Origin of the sequence: Porphyromonas miyakawae, assembly GCF_045865415.1 — a bacterium.
GTDB lineage: Bacteria > Bacteroidota > Bacteroidia > Bacteroidales > Porphyromonadaceae > Porphyromonas > Porphyromonas miyakawae.
The window spans coordinates 352,404-367,516 of the sequence record NZ_BAAFSF010000004.1 but is presented as its reverse complement, the minus strand read 5'-3'; the positions used below and the strand labels follow the sequence as shown (position 1 = coordinate 367,516).

At 45.5% G+C, this 15,113-nt stretch carries 12 protein-coding genes; 3 read left to right on the top strand and 9 right to left on the bottom strand.

The annotated features are described in order from the left end of the window. Positions 1–2: 2 nt before the first annotated feature. From ACLWMH_RS07025 to ACLWMH_RS07015, 3 genes are all read left to right on the top strand, one after another. Positions 3–161 (top strand): hypothetical protein, encoded by a 159-nt coding sequence (locus ACLWMH_RS07025; protein WP_411915988.1) that lies wholly within the window; start codon positions 3–5, stop codon positions 159–161. 257 nt (positions 162–418) lie between these two features. Next, a complete protein-coding gene (locus tag ACLWMH_RS07020; RefSeq protein WP_411915987.1) occupies positions 419–1,267 on the top strand; it encodes a glycosyltransferase in 849 nt (282 codons plus the stop codon). Then, the gene (locus ACLWMH_RS07015; protein WP_411915986.1) at positions 1,264–2,247 is read left to right on the top strand and encodes an NAD-dependent epimerase/dehydratase family protein; all 984 of its coding nucleotides are present in this window, start codon (positions 1,264–1,266) and stop codon (positions 2,245–2,247) included. Before ACLWMH_RS07020 ends, ACLWMH_RS07015 begins: the two co-directional genes overlap by 4 nt. Here ACLWMH_RS07015 and ACLWMH_RS07010 read toward each other — a convergent pair. From ACLWMH_RS07010 to ACLWMH_RS06970, 9 genes are all read right to left on the bottom strand, one after another. Then, a complete protein-coding gene (locus ACLWMH_RS07010; protein WP_411915985.1) occupies positions 2,172–3,365 on the bottom strand; it encodes an EpsG family protein in 1,194 nt (397 codons plus the stop codon). The two genes, ACLWMH_RS07015 and ACLWMH_RS07010, sit on opposite strands and share 76 nt — an antisense overlap. A 1-nt stretch (position 3,366) precedes the next feature. Beyond that, positions 3,367–4,368 carry a glycosyltransferase family 2 protein gene (locus tag ACLWMH_RS07005; protein WP_411915984.1) on the bottom strand — a complete coding sequence of 334 codons (1,002 nt, stop codon included), beginning with the start codon at positions 4,366–4,368 and terminating at the stop codon, positions 3,367–3,369. A 3-nt stretch (positions 4,369–4,371) separates the two neighbouring features. Beyond that, positions 4,372–5,364 carry a glycosyltransferase family 2 protein gene (locus ACLWMH_RS07000; protein ID WP_411915983.1) on the bottom strand — a complete coding sequence of 331 codons (993 nt, stop codon included), beginning with the start codon at positions 5,362–5,364 and terminating at the stop codon, positions 4,372–4,374. Next, complete coding sequence (locus tag ACLWMH_RS06995) at positions 5,357–6,349, bottom strand: glycosyltransferase family 2 protein (protein ID WP_411915982.1); 993 nt, start codon at positions 6,347–6,349, stop codon at positions 5,357–5,359. Before ACLWMH_RS06995 ends, ACLWMH_RS07000 begins: the two co-directional genes overlap by 8 nt. A 21-nt stretch (positions 6,350–6,370) precedes the next feature. Continuing rightward, the gene (locus tag ACLWMH_RS06990) at positions 6,371–7,744 is read right to left on the bottom strand and encodes an SWIM zinc finger family protein (protein ID WP_411915981.1); all 1,374 of its coding nucleotides are present in this window, start codon (positions 7,742–7,744) and stop codon (positions 6,371–6,373) included. A 459-nt stretch (positions 7,745–8,203) separates the two neighbouring features. Beyond that, positions 8,204–9,640, bottom strand: coding sequence for a RagB/SusD family nutrient uptake outer membrane protein (locus tag ACLWMH_RS06985; protein WP_411915980.1), 1,437 nt, complete (start codon positions 9,638–9,640; stop codon positions 8,204–8,206). Positions 9,641–9,673: 33 nt separating this feature from the next. Continuing rightward, complete coding sequence (locus tag ACLWMH_RS06980; protein ID WP_411915979.1) at positions 9,674–11,308, bottom strand: SusC/RagA family TonB-linked outer membrane protein; 1,635 nt, start codon at positions 11,306–11,308, stop codon at positions 9,674–9,676. Further along, entirely contained in the window at positions 11,280–12,791 is a 1,512-nt protein-coding gene (locus ACLWMH_RS06975) for a SusC/RagA family TonB-linked outer membrane protein (RefSeq protein ID WP_411915978.1), read from the bottom strand. Before ACLWMH_RS06975 ends, ACLWMH_RS06980 begins: the two co-directional genes overlap by 29 nt. Before the next feature lie 961 nt (positions 12,792–13,752). Then, positions 13,753–14,952, bottom strand: coding sequence for a saccharopine dehydrogenase C-terminal domain-containing protein (locus ACLWMH_RS06970; RefSeq protein ID WP_411915977.1), 1,200 nt, complete (start codon positions 14,950–14,952; stop codon positions 13,753–13,755). Positions 14,953–15,113: the final 161 nt, after the last annotated feature.

Here is a 15,113-nt window from a genome sequence, read left to right as displayed (position 1 = left end):
ATATGCCGATTAGAATGCCGAATGCGATTGTCGTTAGTGTGCTAACCATTGGATGGGTTCTAATGTTTCTATTCAATGCTTTCCGCCCCAAAGTTAGTGATTTGCAATTGGAAAAGCGTATTGTCACTACATTAGGCTATCCACTACGTGCGATTTCTTGAAGCTAAGAAAAGGGTATTTGGAGCCTTTAGCGGGCAATTGCGCTCGAGGGTATTGGCTCTCTTTCCCCTTTTATACGACCCTTTACATGCTCTGTCCTGGCTTCTTACTTGAAATGTACAGTAAAGCTGTCTTGATAAAAACTTTGCTTTCCCCGAGTAACCTCTATTTCAAAAGAGTTCGATTTGCTCCAATAAGTCTGCTAAAGGTCTCAATTTTGTATCTTTGCGAAGAATATGGAAGCAAAAGGAAAGGTGGAATGAGCCAAACTCTTATGGATGCAGGCCAAGGCTTCTCGCTTTTGATGTCTGTGTATAGTGGTGAGGAGGCGACTCAATTTGACCGAGCCCTCGCCTCTGTAATGCAAGCAACGCTTCTGCCCAAAGAAGTCGTGTTGGTATGTGATGGTCCACTTACCGAACCTTTGGAAGCGGTTATTAGTAAATATATGCAGCGCTTCACTAATCTTTTCCGACTGATTCGCTTGGAGAAGAATAGCGGTTTGGGCGTGGCTTTGAATGTCGGATTAACCCATTGCAGTTATGAACTTGTCGCACGTATGGATGCCGATGATGTAAGCTATCCCGAGCGATTTGAGCGTCAGGTGGAATTCATGAATACACACCCTGAAGTAGGCGTGCTGAGTGCTACTATCAACGATTTTATGGGAGAGGAGAGTAATATCCTTGGGCGCCGTGAGTTACCGATGGAGCATGAGGCTATCTATCGCTTTGCCAAACAGCGCAATCCGATTAATCATCCGGTGGTCATCTTTCGTAAATCTGAGGTGGAGCGAGTGGGTGGCTATGAGCATTGTCCTTACTTTGAGGATTATTATTTATGGGTGCGGATGTTACTGGCAGGAAGTCGATTCCATAATCTAAAAGAGTCCCTGCTCGCTTTTCGCATGGACAAAAATGCGCTGGAGCGAAGACGGGGGCGACGCTATGCCCAATATGAGCTTGCATTCTTAAAGAAGATACGTCAGATAGGCTTTCTCTCCCACGGAGAGTGGTTGAAATGTGTGGTGACGAGAGTCCCCCTTCGCTTTCTTCCGCCGTCCCTCTTGTCTTTCTTGTATGAGCATGCATTGAGAAGAACAAAATGAAAGTTTCAATTGTAGGAGGATCAGGATTTATAGGTACACGCCTTGTGGAGCTATTGCTGCAGCGAGGCTATGAGGTGGTAATCGTGGATAAAGCAATGTCGGCACATTACCCCGCATTGACCCGCATAGCGGATGTACGCGATGAGGCTGCGTTGGATCAGGTGATAGATGCCGATAGTGACGTAGTAATTCATTTAGCTGCCGAGCATAAGGATAATGTGCATCCTATAGAGCTATACTATGAGGTAAATGTGCAAGGCATGCGCAATTTGCTCGCCGTTTTGGGACGAAAGGGCATTAAGCAGATCGTCTTCACAAGTTCGGTGGCTATCTATGGATTGAACGAAGGTGATTCTACTGAAGAGAGTCCGATAGCTCCTTTTAATGACTACGGGAAGAGTAAGTATCAAGCCGAGCAGGTGCTTGAGGAATGGTCGGCGCAGGATGTTACCCGCCGTGCTGTAGTGCTGAGACCCTGTGTGGTTTTTGGAGAACGAAACAGAGGCAATGTGTACAACTTACTGCACTCCATCGTGAATAAGAGTTTTATGATGGTGGGCAAAGGTAATAACCACAAGTCAATGGGCTATGTGGGTAATCTGTGTGAATTTATAGCGTTTCTGCTTACGCGCGGTATCGCAACCGGAGTGGAGGTGTACAACTATGCAGATAAGCCGGATCTAACAATGAAGCAATTGGTAGCTGTTGTAGAGAGCACTCTTGGACGCAAGCTCATCCGTCTGAGAATACCCTATTGGTTAGGTATAATGGGGGGAACTTTCTTCGACTTTGTGGCGTGGATCAGACGCAAGCCGATGACCATAAGCTCTATTCGGATCAAAAAATTTTGCGCTTCTACGGTAGTGAATGCCAATAAAGCACATGCCATCAGTTTTACCCCTCCTTATACGCTTCCGGATGCGTTGAAACGAACGATTGAGTACGAGTTTCCGGAGCATTGCAGCAAAGCAGTCCGTTGATCCTCTTTTCCCGAGTAATTTAATACCTCCGTTCGATAGTCGTAAGTTTTCCGCTTCTCTCGATCCTTAAAGATAATTTTGTAGCGCACAAAGCTCTCATCCGGTAGAGAAATTGTTTTAGCAGTGAGCGTGAGCTGAAGAAACAGTAAGCCCATGACCAGTGCTCTGTCGTACTTATTGCCTATAGTGTAGAGATTAGACATGAGTATGGGCAGAAACATGAACATATAGTAGTACAGTCGAGCACCTGCTTGGAAGAAGGGAAGCGAGTTGCAGATAATTGTGCTGAAGAGGAAGCTGTTTAGATAGGGGAGTATATTTGGATCCTTTCTGTACAGCTCTTTACTTCGGTAAATCAGATAGAGGGAAAGAATAGTATTGAGGAAATAAAATATCCCTGAGCCTCCACCCTCTTGTGTGGCCCACATATTCTCTAAGTAGTAGGTGTCAAATGGAAGGTAAGGCGTAATGAGAATTAAGAAGGGCTTTAGCAGTAAGGGGATGATGGTCAGCGATAATACAATCATGGTACCGATGAAAATCGGATTAAAACGCACAAAGAGAAAGGGTATCAGCACGATCATGATTATAGCTGAGCGGTGTACCACTATCGCTGCCAATAGAATGAGAAGCGTTGACCAATACTTGCGATTGGCATAGAGCGGAATGGCGAAAAGTACGATAGCTTGCGCCATGCACTGCCGTACGGAATTAAAAGACTCAAAGTAGAGTTTGAAAGTAAATACAAAGAATGCAAGCGCTATCCATAGGGTATAACTCTGCTTCCTTAGTGACCACAAGACAAGCGTGATAAATATAATGGCTACAATCAGCGTCCAGTGGTAGAAACTTAAGTGAAAGAAGTTCAGTAAGTCATAGAAACGCTGCCAAATCCACTCCAAATGCTTGTAGGAGGGGTAATCTGTTGTCCGAAAAGCCTCCTCGTAAATAATATAATCTCGTCCTACGTTGTCGCGTAGCGCAGAGAAGAGTATGAGTACAATCCCCAAGAAGGATAACGGCACCGCTTCGCCATATTTATTTTGGGCAACAGCTCCTATGGCCAATCCACACAGCACAAAGAAGGTGATATAGAGAATGAGGCTTTCTAAAGGCATATCAGCGAAGGCGTAATAAATAGTGCTTGAAACGTAGTACCCTATAACCCAATCGCCGCAAGCCGGCATTATAGAGGCGAATACTCATTAGGGAGAAGCGTGCTGCTAAGCTGCCATCGGCACGTAGGTACGCTTGGAGGGGTGGATGAGAGGCTAACAGCTCCTTATACCTTGAGTAGTTGCTGTAGCTAAGCTCGGTGTGTAAGATGGATAGTCCCATAAAGTGCAAAGCTTCTTGTAGGGCGTCTTGCTCCTGTGGTAGCGCTTCTTTATCGAAATACTCTTTTAGATAGCCTTGCTGATGCTGCATGGAGTGCAGCTTCTTTGGGGTTAGGCGATAGGTCAATGCATTTTCGTTGGTACGTCGATACATGAGTAGTGGCGTATCCAAGTAGGCAATTCGCTGCGCTTGATAAGCACAAATGGAGGTTACTACTATATCCTCCCACATATCGCAACCCTCAAAGAATCGGGCGTACTGCATAAAGAAATCCTTACGAAAGCACTTATTGCAGAGATAGCCCGGTACCCTCCCCGAAATGATGGCTATTGCAAGTGCTAAAGAGGTAGAAAAGTGCTTTGGCAGAGAGGTACGTGTAGAATGACGAAATAGCTCTTTCCAGCCATAGAGTAGTAGGTCTGCCTGCTCCTGAAGCATCTTCTCCACAATAAGACTAACCGCATTGGGAGTAATGAGGTAATCATCGCTGTCCAAGAAGAGTAGTAGCTCACCGCCTGCTGCTTGCACACCGCTCTCTCGTGCCATAGCCGACCCTCTATTATGCGGATGCTTAACCATATTCAACTTGTGCCGTAAAGGATTTTCATTGATGAAAAGCTCCGATACGATCTCTGCACTTCGGTCGGGAGAGTCATCATCTACGACCACTACTTCCAAAGCGGGGTAGTCCTGATTAAGTACGGAGCGAATACACTCTGCTACATATTGCTCTACGCAATAGAGCGGAATGATGATAGATACGGTAGGCTTGTGCGAATACATCTCTTACAATAACGTTTTGGCGCCTTGAATGGTACGCATAAGAGCGAATGCACTCTTGAAGAGTTTGTGTCGATTGAGCCAAGCCATGAGCTGATAGGGTACAGCAGATGCGCCTCTGAGTAGGGACGCCTCCCTACGGCTAATGGGAAAGTGCTGTGTAGCTGCGCAAAAAGTGCGGTAGTCATCTGTTTTATATTGAATCAGCTTGACCACAACTGATTGATATTCCAGGGCTTCGTCAATTACTTTGCTGTGGGGATGCTTATCAAAGAACTGCTTCATGCGCTCCTGTACAACGCAAACGGAGTGCAAAGCTGTCGCACTCGGTGTATTGCTCATTGACCCCGGCATATAACATCTGTAATAATAGTAGCTCCCCTCTACATAGCATATACCGGGATAGAGAAACCCGTAAGGGATAACTACATTTTTGTCATCCCAAAGCGTGATCTCCTTTTCCATAAGTGACGCAAGGGGGAGGAATAGTTCTCTTCGGAAGCATTTGTTCCACAGATAGCCGGGTAGTGTTCCATCAATCAAGGCAGCAACAGCCTCTTCGCCTTGCCGATGGTTGGGGTGGCTGAAGCGTTTATTGCGGTGCTTATATCCACACGTAAAGTCAAAAATGGCCATTGGTTCATGGCTCGCTTCCATGGCTTCTATTACGCTGCGGTAAACCCTTTTGTCAGTCAGATAATCGTCGCTATCCATAAAGAAAAGGTATTTACCTCGTGCAGCTCGGATAGCCTCTTGTCGTGCTTTGTAAAGGCCTTTGTTCGAGGGGAGTGAGATCAGTTGTACGGCATGTCCGTGCGTATTCTCCTCAGCGACCAATTGCGCTACTATATCCATGGAACGATCGGGCGTGCCATCGTTGACCACTACAATTTCCAGCCCGCTGCACTCCTGTTGAAGCACAGAGCGAATGCATTGCGCTACATAAGGCTCAACCTTGTATACCGGAATACAGACTGAAGCAATAGGGGTATTATCCATAAATAAGTCGTCTTGTTAGGCTAATTCCCCACTGAATAGCTTTTCCTAAAGGTGCTGTGAGGGGCCGATTCATCAGACGATATTTTGTTTTGGCAAGGCGGCTCCAGGGCATTACAGCAATATAACGATCTACCGATGCCGGAATAGCTTTGCGAATCTTCCCGAAGTCTCTTATCGGCAGAGATCGGTAAGCCTGCATCTTTAGGTTGAGGAGCGATCTATCGATAGCGTCGCGGAACGCCTGATCGCTCATTTCATCAAGAAAGTAGTGCGCTAAAGATTGGATAATAGCGTGCATCTCCCGGATATTTTGCTTTGAGAGGCGATGGGTGTAGGAGCTTGCATTCCCCTGCTCATAGTGCACCGTACATCCTTTGTAGTAGCCGACTGAGGTGGCATGATAGAGTATTCTGGGTACGCTATAGTAGTCCTCCCACATATTTCTCCCCTTTTCAAAGCAGGGTATAAAAGGCTTGAAGAGCTGCATAGCGTATAGCTTGTTCCACACATAGCTCTCTTGTAAGGAACAGAGTATGGAGTGCGCTGCTTCCTTGCCTGAAGCGAGCTGCGGAACCTCCATAAAGATGTCCTTATTGGGGTAGTGTAGGCTGTAATTCGCTATAACTACATCGTGTGAACCCTCTAATGCTACTTGCATCCAGTCGCTTACTACGTGTGTATTGTCCCACCAATCATCACTATCCAATATGAGTAGCCAATCGCCCTTTACTGCCTCCATAGCGGTACGCCGTGCGGCTCCCAGACCACAATTGTGCTCGTGTGTGAGTAGGCGAACCGAGTGTCCCTCCTTTGCTTCGGTATCTATTATGCGTCGGGCTATCTCAACGGAGCGGTCGGGGGAGGCATCGTCCACTAAAATCACCTCCATAGGCGTGTAATCTTGGCTCAGTACAGAGTGTAGACAGCGCGCTATGTAGCGCTCAACCTTGTAAATGGGGATAATGACACTAACTAAAGGCTTCATGCCGGGTAAGGAAATTGAGGCTTATTGATCAGTAGGCTTTGGAGATAATTGCGATAGCCGATCCTGCAGAAGAGCAACGGCTTGTGGGTTCTGCAGAATACCGGTAAGTGCACTCATGAAGTTACTTACTAATAGCTCGGCATCCTCTTCGTGTACATGGTCGGAAGATTCTTCACGCCACGTAAGCGACCGCGTTTGATTGCGTGTGAATACAAACGAATGTGCCATTTCGGGTAGATTGTCCCCCATATCCGAAAGGGGAAAAGAGCTGCGGAAATCGTTGATAAAACGATAAAAAGGAGCCAATAGGTAGGGAGAAATATGCTGCGTAATGCTGGAAAATTGCACCGGAGAGAGCTTGCTAAGTGTGGGTAAGTGCATGTATAAATGCTTGATACTAAGCCGCTTGATTAGAATGGATAGTGGGTTGGCCCACTCCTTAAGTACATCACTATTCTCCACAAAGAGGAAGCTGAGCCGGCCTGCGGGGAGTCGCCGTGTAGCATCAAAATCCTCTTGTGAAAAAATGTAGATGCGGTCTTCTGCAGCCAACGGAGAGTGCGCAATTAGACTCTGCCAAGCGCCTAAGGTTTGTACTGAGGAGCTCACAATGACGGCAGGTCCCTCCTCGTGAGAGACGATGAAGCTCGCCATAGCAATGATCTCTTTGCGGAGGGTGTGTGTGCTTTCGCCTACCATAATGCCGTTACCTTGCAGGAGTAAATCGTATAGCTCGCTTTGGATAGCCTCATGACCACAAGTAGCTGCATAGATAGTATCCATTTTCTTTTCAGGAAATGTATCTAACACAACTTGCCGCCAGCGGTTGGTACTCACGACCTCGTCTACAATCTCATAGACATCTTCGTAACACCGAAATGAATCGCTCAAGCGGAGTCCCTCTGCCGCTATTTTATCCAGATCGGGATAGTCGCTTTCGTCCAATAAATTCTCTTCGCCAAAATATCGCTTTCTGAATGACCGAAAAAGGTTCTCTTCGTTCACTCCACAGCTAAAGCGCACCTTACGGCCTCCTTTGTAGCTTACGTAAATAGAGCTGTAGGCGGGGCGATATACCAAGCCTCCCCAGGGATAGCCTCCAACTTCATTTTCGAGCATATGCACCACGGATTCAATGTGCTTGCAGGTACCGAGGCCCGTTGTCCGAAAATCCAGGCAGGAACAGTAATTCCAATCACTTTCCACACCGCGAAAAGCTACTTTGTAGCTGTTGTTGCCGTGTCGTACTAAGTAGTCACCCCAAATGCGCCCATTGTCTAAGTGCTCTACCGTAAAGGATTCACGGCGAGCCGCTTCACGACGTAATGCTACTTGCCACTCTTCGGTGGTCATTCCCTCCGGGCAAACTTTATTTGATAGCTTATAATTACTCATCGCCTTACTCTCCTCAATTTACCTTATAGATCATACATATATTCATTTAACTTAGCTTCGGTGGTCCGCATAGCGTAAGTAATACCCCTGTGCCGGTCCTATTCTCTTTGGGAGCCAATGGACTACCGGATGTGCGTTCTGCAAAGATACTGCTTTCTTCGGCTTGTCTGAAGTTTTCCTTTTCTCTCTGTGCCTTATAGCTCCCTTTGTACTTACACTAAGCGCCTATTTATCCCCTTTGCAGAGGGACAATAGGCTTGCGGATAAAACATCTATATTTTTCCATCAAAACATCAGTATCTTTCAAATGAAATATTAGAACCTTTTAAACGAAACAACAGTATCTTTTTTGTAACCCTACGAGAGGGGACTGACCCGGGTAAAAATAGAAAGGGAGGCTTAGCTAAAAGCCTCCCCTTCACAGGTACAAAATAAAAAGGAAAAACTACTGTATTGCTATTACTTAGGCAGATGATCTTTCCAGTCGGGGTTCTGTTCGGTCATCTGGCCTGCGTTGATCTCAGAGGCCGGAATCGGGAATACGAATTCGCTCGGACGATAGTTCTCTACGCCGTTCAAGGTAACAGTCAAATCCATGCGACGTAAGTCGTACCAGCGGTGTCCCTCTTGGAAGAATTCGCGGATACGCTCATTTGCAATGAAGTCAATGAATTGCTCTTTTGTGGTTAGTTGCGTTTCAGCGAAGGATGCATCGCGAGAAGCTGTGTAATTCAGTGCCTCGTATGCGCCATTTATGTCGTTGAGCTGTGCCTTAGCTTCTGCAGCAATAAGGAATACTTCGCTCTTACGAATAACCGGGATATTGGTAACTACCTGAGAAGTACGAGTTCCGTCAAACTTCATTGGGTGACCGGAGTCGAAGTCAATCAAACTTGCACGGATGTCATTTTTACCAAAAAGCTCTTCAGGATCGAAGTTTATGCCTGCATTATAAGTGCTGTACATGGTGTTCAGCGAGTTAGCGGAAAGATTGTCTATATCGCTCTTAGGTAATGTAAACAAGTCTTCCATATCCAACGCGGTACTACGCCAGTGACCGATGTAGGCATTGGCGGAGAGAGCTCCGTCGCCTAATGCGGCAATTACTTCATCTGCAGCTGTCTTAGCTCCTTCATAATCTCTCATATAGAGGAGTACGCGAGCTTTTAGTGCCTTGATATTTACCGGATTAAAGGTAGTGGGGGAGAGGTTGCTGTCGAAGTAATCGGCATCAAACGCTTCTGCCATACCAATCAATTCAAGTATATAGTCATACGTTTCTTTCACCGTGGAGCGATGGAGTGTGGTATTAGGTTCGATGGTCTCGTCCTTTACCAGTACCAAGCCAAGGTCGTTCAGGTGATCAGGCGCATAGCACTTAGCAAAGAGGTTACTTAGACAGAAATAGGTGAATGCTTTCAAGGAATAGAATTGAGGTAGATACGTATTGAGCTCGTATATGTCACCCATTAATTTGTCCTTCTTTGTTCCTTGGGCTGTTTCAAGCTCTTTTGTTTTTGCTTCAATGAGCTCTTTAGCACCCTTAATACCTCTTGTACAAGCGTCAATTACTACAAAGCCACTCGAATAGAGGTCATTTAGTTCGCTTTCGGTATCTGCAAAGGTCCATGTTTCATAAGACATGAACCACCCGTAGTTGGGGCTAGCTGTGGAGATGCCCCCACAGATATCACCAATGAGTATGTAGTTACGCCCATAGAAGCGGTAACTGGCAAACTGATTGAATGCGCCATTCATGATGTTTTTGATGTCCTGCGGGCTGCTGGTCGCATCCTTCACCTCTTTGTTGTGATGCAGGTCTACATCCATCTTGCAACTCGTGAAAAGGGGAAATGCGAGCGCAAGTAATATTAATGTTTTGAATATCGTTTTCATAAGATACTTTTCTTTACTAATTAATATTGATGCTTAGAAGCTCAGCACGATACCACCTGTTACCTTCATGGGCTGTGGGTAGTTCCACCATTGGAAGCCGTTTGCGTCTACACTGGCAGGGTCAAAGCCTCGGTAGTTCTTGTTCATAAAGGTGTAGAGGTTGTCAGCGGATAGATAGATTCGTGCGCTGCTCAGCCCAACCTTCTTGAGTGCCTTATCGGTAATAGTGTAACCTACGACTATGTTCTGAATCTTCAGATAACTTCCGTTCATTAAGAAACGTGTGGAGGCATTAGCCCAACCATAGTTCTTCTCTACTAAGAGAGGCACTTTGGCATTGTCACCCGGTTGTTTCCAGCGATTATCGGCTACCCAATAGCTATAGTTTGAGCCCCAACCTGCTTTGTCACCTACGTGTTCGTCGTATGAGTTGTTATCCCCATAGATCTTGCCACCGATAGAATAAGTAAACAGAATAGAGAAGTCAAAACCCTTGTGCTGTAAGTCGGTGCGGAAAGAGCCTTGGAAGTCAGGACTCGCCTTGCCTACAATCACTTTAGCGGCCTCATTGTAGTTAAAGGTTGTCTCATCACTTTCTGCGCGATTTTTGTACCACATACCAAAGCCTGTTGCGGGGTCTACACCTGCCCATTCCTTCATCTTGAAGGTGTAGATGTCGTAGCCCGGTGCAATGTACTGCAGTGTTGACTCAATCGGCTTGTCGGTACTCAGCTTGAGGATCTTATTCTTGTTGTGAGAGCCTGTGAATGCGAAGCTCAGATGAGTGTCCGCAGTCTTGATGGCATCGAACTTAAGTTCAAATTCGATCCCTTGGTTTTCCAATTCGCCGATATTCTTATAATAAGCCGATCCTAAATAAGTGGGTAAGCCTACCTCCTTTGCTTGAGGTACAGCAAAGACCATATCCTTTGTCTTATGATAGTAATAATCAAAGCCAAAGGTAATGAAGTTGAAGAGCTGCATATCCAAACCTAAGTTGAACTTAGCTGTCTGCTCCCACTTCAGGTCAGGAGCTTCAAATTGAGAGAAGAGGGCACCCGGCTGTCCATCGTACGGGAATCCGTAGTCATAGAGAGCACGAGCTGCATACCAACCCGATCCGACAGCTTGGTTACCACTAGTACCATAGCTGGTGCGAATAGTGAAGTCTTGTATATAATCGCGGCTATTAGCCATAAACTGCTCTTCTGCCATACGCCACTTACCACCAACACTCCAGAAAGGAGCCCAACGATTCTTTTTGCTAAAGCGACTGGAGGCATCTACACGGAAGCTTGCTGAGAAGAAGTAGCGACCCATATAGTTATACTCTCCGTTACTGAAGAATGAGAGTAAGCGAAGTTCATCTCGGTTAGAAAAAGCCGCACTGGGTACTGCGGCCATTGAAATATCATTTAGATCGTTTACTGCGAAGTTATTGGCTTCCAAGTAAGTTTTCTTTGTATAGGTGCGTTGTCCTTCCTGACCAACCAAAATATTCATATGATGCGCATCGTTCCACGATTTGTTCACATTGAATGTATTGGTAATGGTGCTGTAGAAGTTAGCTAAGAATCCATTGTTCCCCATACCGTTTACGCTCTGACCATCACTTCCATATAGTGACCAGAATGTGTAGTCATCTAAAGATATAAGCGTCCAACCCATAACGGCTGGTAAATGAAAGCCAATCAGTAATGGTGAACGTAACAAAAGGAGATATCAGGGCACGGTATTGGGTCTGCGTATTCTTATCCCCCTTTTCACTACGAAAGGCTACAGGATTGGCCCCTGACCAAAGAATAGTTGTATTGAAGCTACCATCTTCATTGTACACAGGGTCAATAGGAATTTCGTTATGAGCAGTAGTAATCGGGTCTGAGAAGTAACCACCTCCGCTACCCATGTTGGTTGTTGTCAGGGATAGAGAGGTATTCAGTCCGTACTTGAAGTAAGAAGTAGGCGCTTGATCTAAGTTGGCACGCAGTGAGTAGCGCGTTAAGTCCTTACCGATCACGATACCTTTATCGGATAGATAGTCAAATGCAATGAAATAGTGTGGTGAGTACGGGCTTTCGCCTCCTCCGCTTATATCAAGGTTGTAGTTCTGTAAGAAGCCTACGCGAGTTACCTCCTTAAGCCAATCTGTGCCCGGAGTATTGGGATCTACAGGAGCACCTGTATACCAGGAAATATATTTGTACAAATCTTCTTTATTGTTAGGATCCAATCCTAATCCTTGACCGGCATTTAGGGCACTGAATCTGGAGAATAGTTTATCGTACTTGATACCATTCTCAATACTTTCAATCAACATCTCCAAATAAGTGGCTTTATCCACACGGTGATAAGATCTTGGAAAGTGAGGCATTGCACTGGCACCCCAGCGAGAGCTGAAGTTGAGTTTGAATCCTCCGTGACCGCGCTTTGTAGTAATCACAATAACCCCATTGGCGGCACGTGCTCCATAAATAGAGGTAGCTGCAGCATCCTTTAGTACGGAAATAGACTCTATGTCATCGCTACTTAGTGTAGAAAGAGGACTTATCGCCACACCTTCTGATGCCGTAAAGCCTTGTGTACCGGATTCAATGGGCACACCATCTATTACGTATAGAGGTTGCGTGCCGGAGTTCAATGAATTTCGTCCGCGTACAAAGATAGTAGCAGGAGCACCGGGCTGACCACTGCTGAGAGACAATTGAAGCCCCGGTATATTTCCGTTCAATGCGTTGATCGGGTTTGCATCAAATTTAGCCTTTACTGTCTCGCTGCCTACTGCACTAGCGGCACCGGTGAAGGCCTTCTTTGATACGGTTTGATAACCGGTTACAATTACTTCGTCTAGCACTTGTGTGTCATCAACGAGGGTTATTTTCATTTCCCCCTGCATGATGGCAACTTCCAATTTATGCTTGCCTACATAGCTGACGAGCAAATGAGTTGCGTTTGCAGGTACTTCCAGTGAGAAGCGTCCATTAACGTCCGTTGTAATCCCAATGGTAGGATTCCCTTTGACTACTACGGAAGCTCCAATAATGGGTTCTCCATCTTCTAATGAGGTTACTGTACCTCGGACGACTCTTACCTGAGCCGAGGCTAACCCTATTGATGCTACGATAGCGGTTAGCAGTAACAAAAACCTTTTCATACGCTTGTTGTAGTTGTTTAACTTTTATATATTACTTCTATTTAATGAATTGTTTCTTAAGAATACCTTGGTAATCCTATGGTTGTATTAAGTACTGTTTATTGAGTTGTAGTTATCACAATGTAATGCGTTAAACTGTTTCGCTTTCTTCTTGTATGCAAATATAGTATATTTATTTTCATATAGAACAATAGGACGATACATAAAAAAGTAATAAATAAACTTTCTGTGCCATTATTTCTCTAAAATAAGTCATTAGTGTAGCGTATAGATAGGAAAATATAGGCGTACTTATGTTGAAGGAACTACGCTTTTTGCGCTATATGCTCCTCCTTATTTCCCAATAACTAGCGCTCTGTGCTACATAGTTAGCCGGTGTAAAGTGGAGATAGTAAAGAAAATTTATACTATGTGCGTAGCTCGCTCAGCGTTTACTACAAAATAAAGTCTTAAAAAGGTGCTGATTGCTTCTGTAAAAGGTGCTGATCTTAGCTTGAAAAGCTATAGGTGAGCTCTGCAAAGAAGTAGTGTACAAAAGATGTTTAGTACACTAAATTCCTTGCATATACAAGAGCGTTAGAAGGTAAATACTTGGTGACTATTTACTTCTTGCGCGCATGTTTTCTTAAAGCTTTGGATATGATGCTCCCAAGTTGGGTGAAGGGGATGCACGAATTCTATCGTGAAGCGTGCAAAAAGCAATGAGTAGTATTTATAATACATAGACGCCCTCCCCTAGAAATACGTAGACGCCCCCTGAAATACGTAGACGCCCCCTGAAATACGTAGACGCCCCCCTAGAAATATGTAGACGCCCCCCTGAAATACGCAAACGCCCCCGAAGCTGCGCTACTCAAGTCGTGCTTCGGAGGCGGAATAATTCGTATCGTTAACTACAAAGTATCTCTCAAGCAGAGGGATCATGCCGCTCTTTCGGAAGAAACGGCTCTAAAGGCGAGGGTTACTTCTCAAATTCTATATCGGCATCAATTGTTTCATGCCATGGAAGCCCCTGTTTGGCAAGTTCTTCAAGGAACGGATCGGGATCGAATTCTTCTACATTGAACACTCCGGCACCCTTCCAAAGCCCCTTAGCAAACATTAAGGCTCCGGTTGTAGCGGGTACTCCCGTGGTATAGCTCACTCCCTGGGTACCTGTTTCGCGATATGCAGCTTGGTGGCTACAGTTATTCCAAATATAGTAGGTGCGCTCTTTCCCATCTTTTATACCCCGAATGCGGCAACCGATAGAAGTTTCTCCTGTATAGTCGTGTCCGAGGTCTTGTGGGTTGGGTAATACGGCTTTGAGGAACTGTATAGGCACAATCTCCATCCCATTATAGTTGATAGGCTCAATGCCTGCCATACCTATATTCTGGATAACGCGCAAATGGGTTAGGTACTCTTCGCTGAAGGTCATCCAAAAGCGTGCTCTACGCAGGGTTGGATAGTTCTTTACAAGAGATTCGAGCTCTTCGTGGTACAACAGGTAGCTTTCACGGGGTCCTACTCCAGGATAGTGTAGCGTTTTGTGTATCTCCTGTGGCTCTGTTTCGTGCCATTCTCCGTCTTGATAGTATTTTCCTTTCTGGGTAATCTCGCGGATATTGATTTCCGGATTGAAGTTAGTGGCAAAAGCCTTGTGGTGATCTCCTCCGTTGCAGTCCACGATATCGAGATAATGCATCTCATCGAAGTGATGCTTTGCCGCATAGGCGGTGAAAACACTGGTTACGCCCGGGTCAAATCCGCACCCAAGTATAGCCATGAGTCCGGCTTCTTTAAAGCGGTCATGATAAGCCCATTGCCAGCTGTATTGATATTTAGCTTCATCACGTGGCTCATAGTTTGCGGTATCTAAGTAGTTGCATTTCGCCTCCAGACAAGCTTCCATTATGGTTAGGTCCTGATAGGGCAGTGCAACGTTGATAACCAAGTCCGGCTTCCACTGTGTAAAGAGTGCCACAAGTTCACTTACATTATCAGCATCTACCTGAGCAGTTTCGATCTTTACCTCCTTTATTTCGGAAGCTATCTTGTCGCATTTGGATTTAGTACGGCTCGCGAGCATGATGTTGGTAAAGACATCGTGGTTCTGAGCCACTTTCTTGGCTACAACGGTACCAACACCCCCTGCGCCTATGATCAGTATTCTTGCCATGGTTACTCCTTAAATTGAAGTTCACTTCTTGCTTCACAAAGATAAAGAAAATAGTGTAATTCTGCAGGGTTTTCTTAGGATATAAGCCTTAAGTAGGGTAAAAAGGCGTGCTTTGCAAAGGTTGATGGTGTCGTCCTAATGCAAGCGTCGGCAGTATTTAT

Excerpts from the sequence above, each read along its gene's own strand:
- ACLWMH_RS07025 (WP_411915988.1), top strand. The coding sequence starts at position 3 with ATGCCGATTAGAATGCCGAATGCGATTGTCGTTAGTGTGCTAACCATT.
- ACLWMH_RS07020 (WP_411915987.1), top strand. The coding sequence starts at position 419 with ATGAGCCAAACTCTTATGGATGCAGGCCAAGGCTTCTCGCTTTTGATG.
- ACLWMH_RS07015 (WP_411915986.1), top strand. The coding sequence starts at position 1,264 with ATGAAAGTTTCAATTGTAGGAGGATCAGGATTTATAGGTACACGCCTT.
- ACLWMH_RS07010 (WP_411915985.1), bottom strand. The coding sequence starts at position 3,365 with ATGCCTTTAGAAAGCCTCATTCTCTATATCACCTTCTTTGTGCTGTGT.
- ACLWMH_RS07005 (WP_411915984.1), bottom strand. The coding sequence starts at position 4,368 with ATGTATTCGCACAAGCCTACCGTATCTATCATCATTCCGCTCTATTGC.
- ACLWMH_RS07000 (WP_411915983.1), bottom strand. The coding sequence starts at position 5,364 with ATGGATAATACCCCTATTGCTTCAGTCTGTATTCCGGTATACAAGGTT.
- ACLWMH_RS06995 (WP_411915982.1), bottom strand. The coding sequence starts at position 6,349 with ATGAAGCCTTTAGTTAGTGTCATTATCCCCATTTACAAGGTTGAGCGC.
- ACLWMH_RS06990 (WP_411915981.1), bottom strand. The coding sequence starts at position 7,744 with ATGAGTAATTATAAGCTATCAAATAAAGTTTGCCCGGAGGGAATGACC.
- ACLWMH_RS06985 (WP_411915980.1), bottom strand. The coding sequence starts at position 9,640 with ATGAAAACGATATTCAAAACATTAATATTACTTGCGCTCGCATTTCCC.
- ACLWMH_RS06980 (WP_411915979.1), bottom strand. The coding sequence starts at position 11,308 with ATGGGTTGGACGCTTATATCTTTAGATGACTACACATTCTGGTCACTA.
- ACLWMH_RS06975 (WP_411915978.1), bottom strand. The coding sequence starts at position 12,791 with ATGAAAAGGTTTTTGTTACTGCTAACCGCTATCGTAGCATCAATAGGG.
- ACLWMH_RS06970 (WP_411915977.1), bottom strand. The coding sequence starts at position 14,952 with ATGGCAAGAATACTGATCATAGGCGCAGGGGGTGTTGGTACCGTTGTA.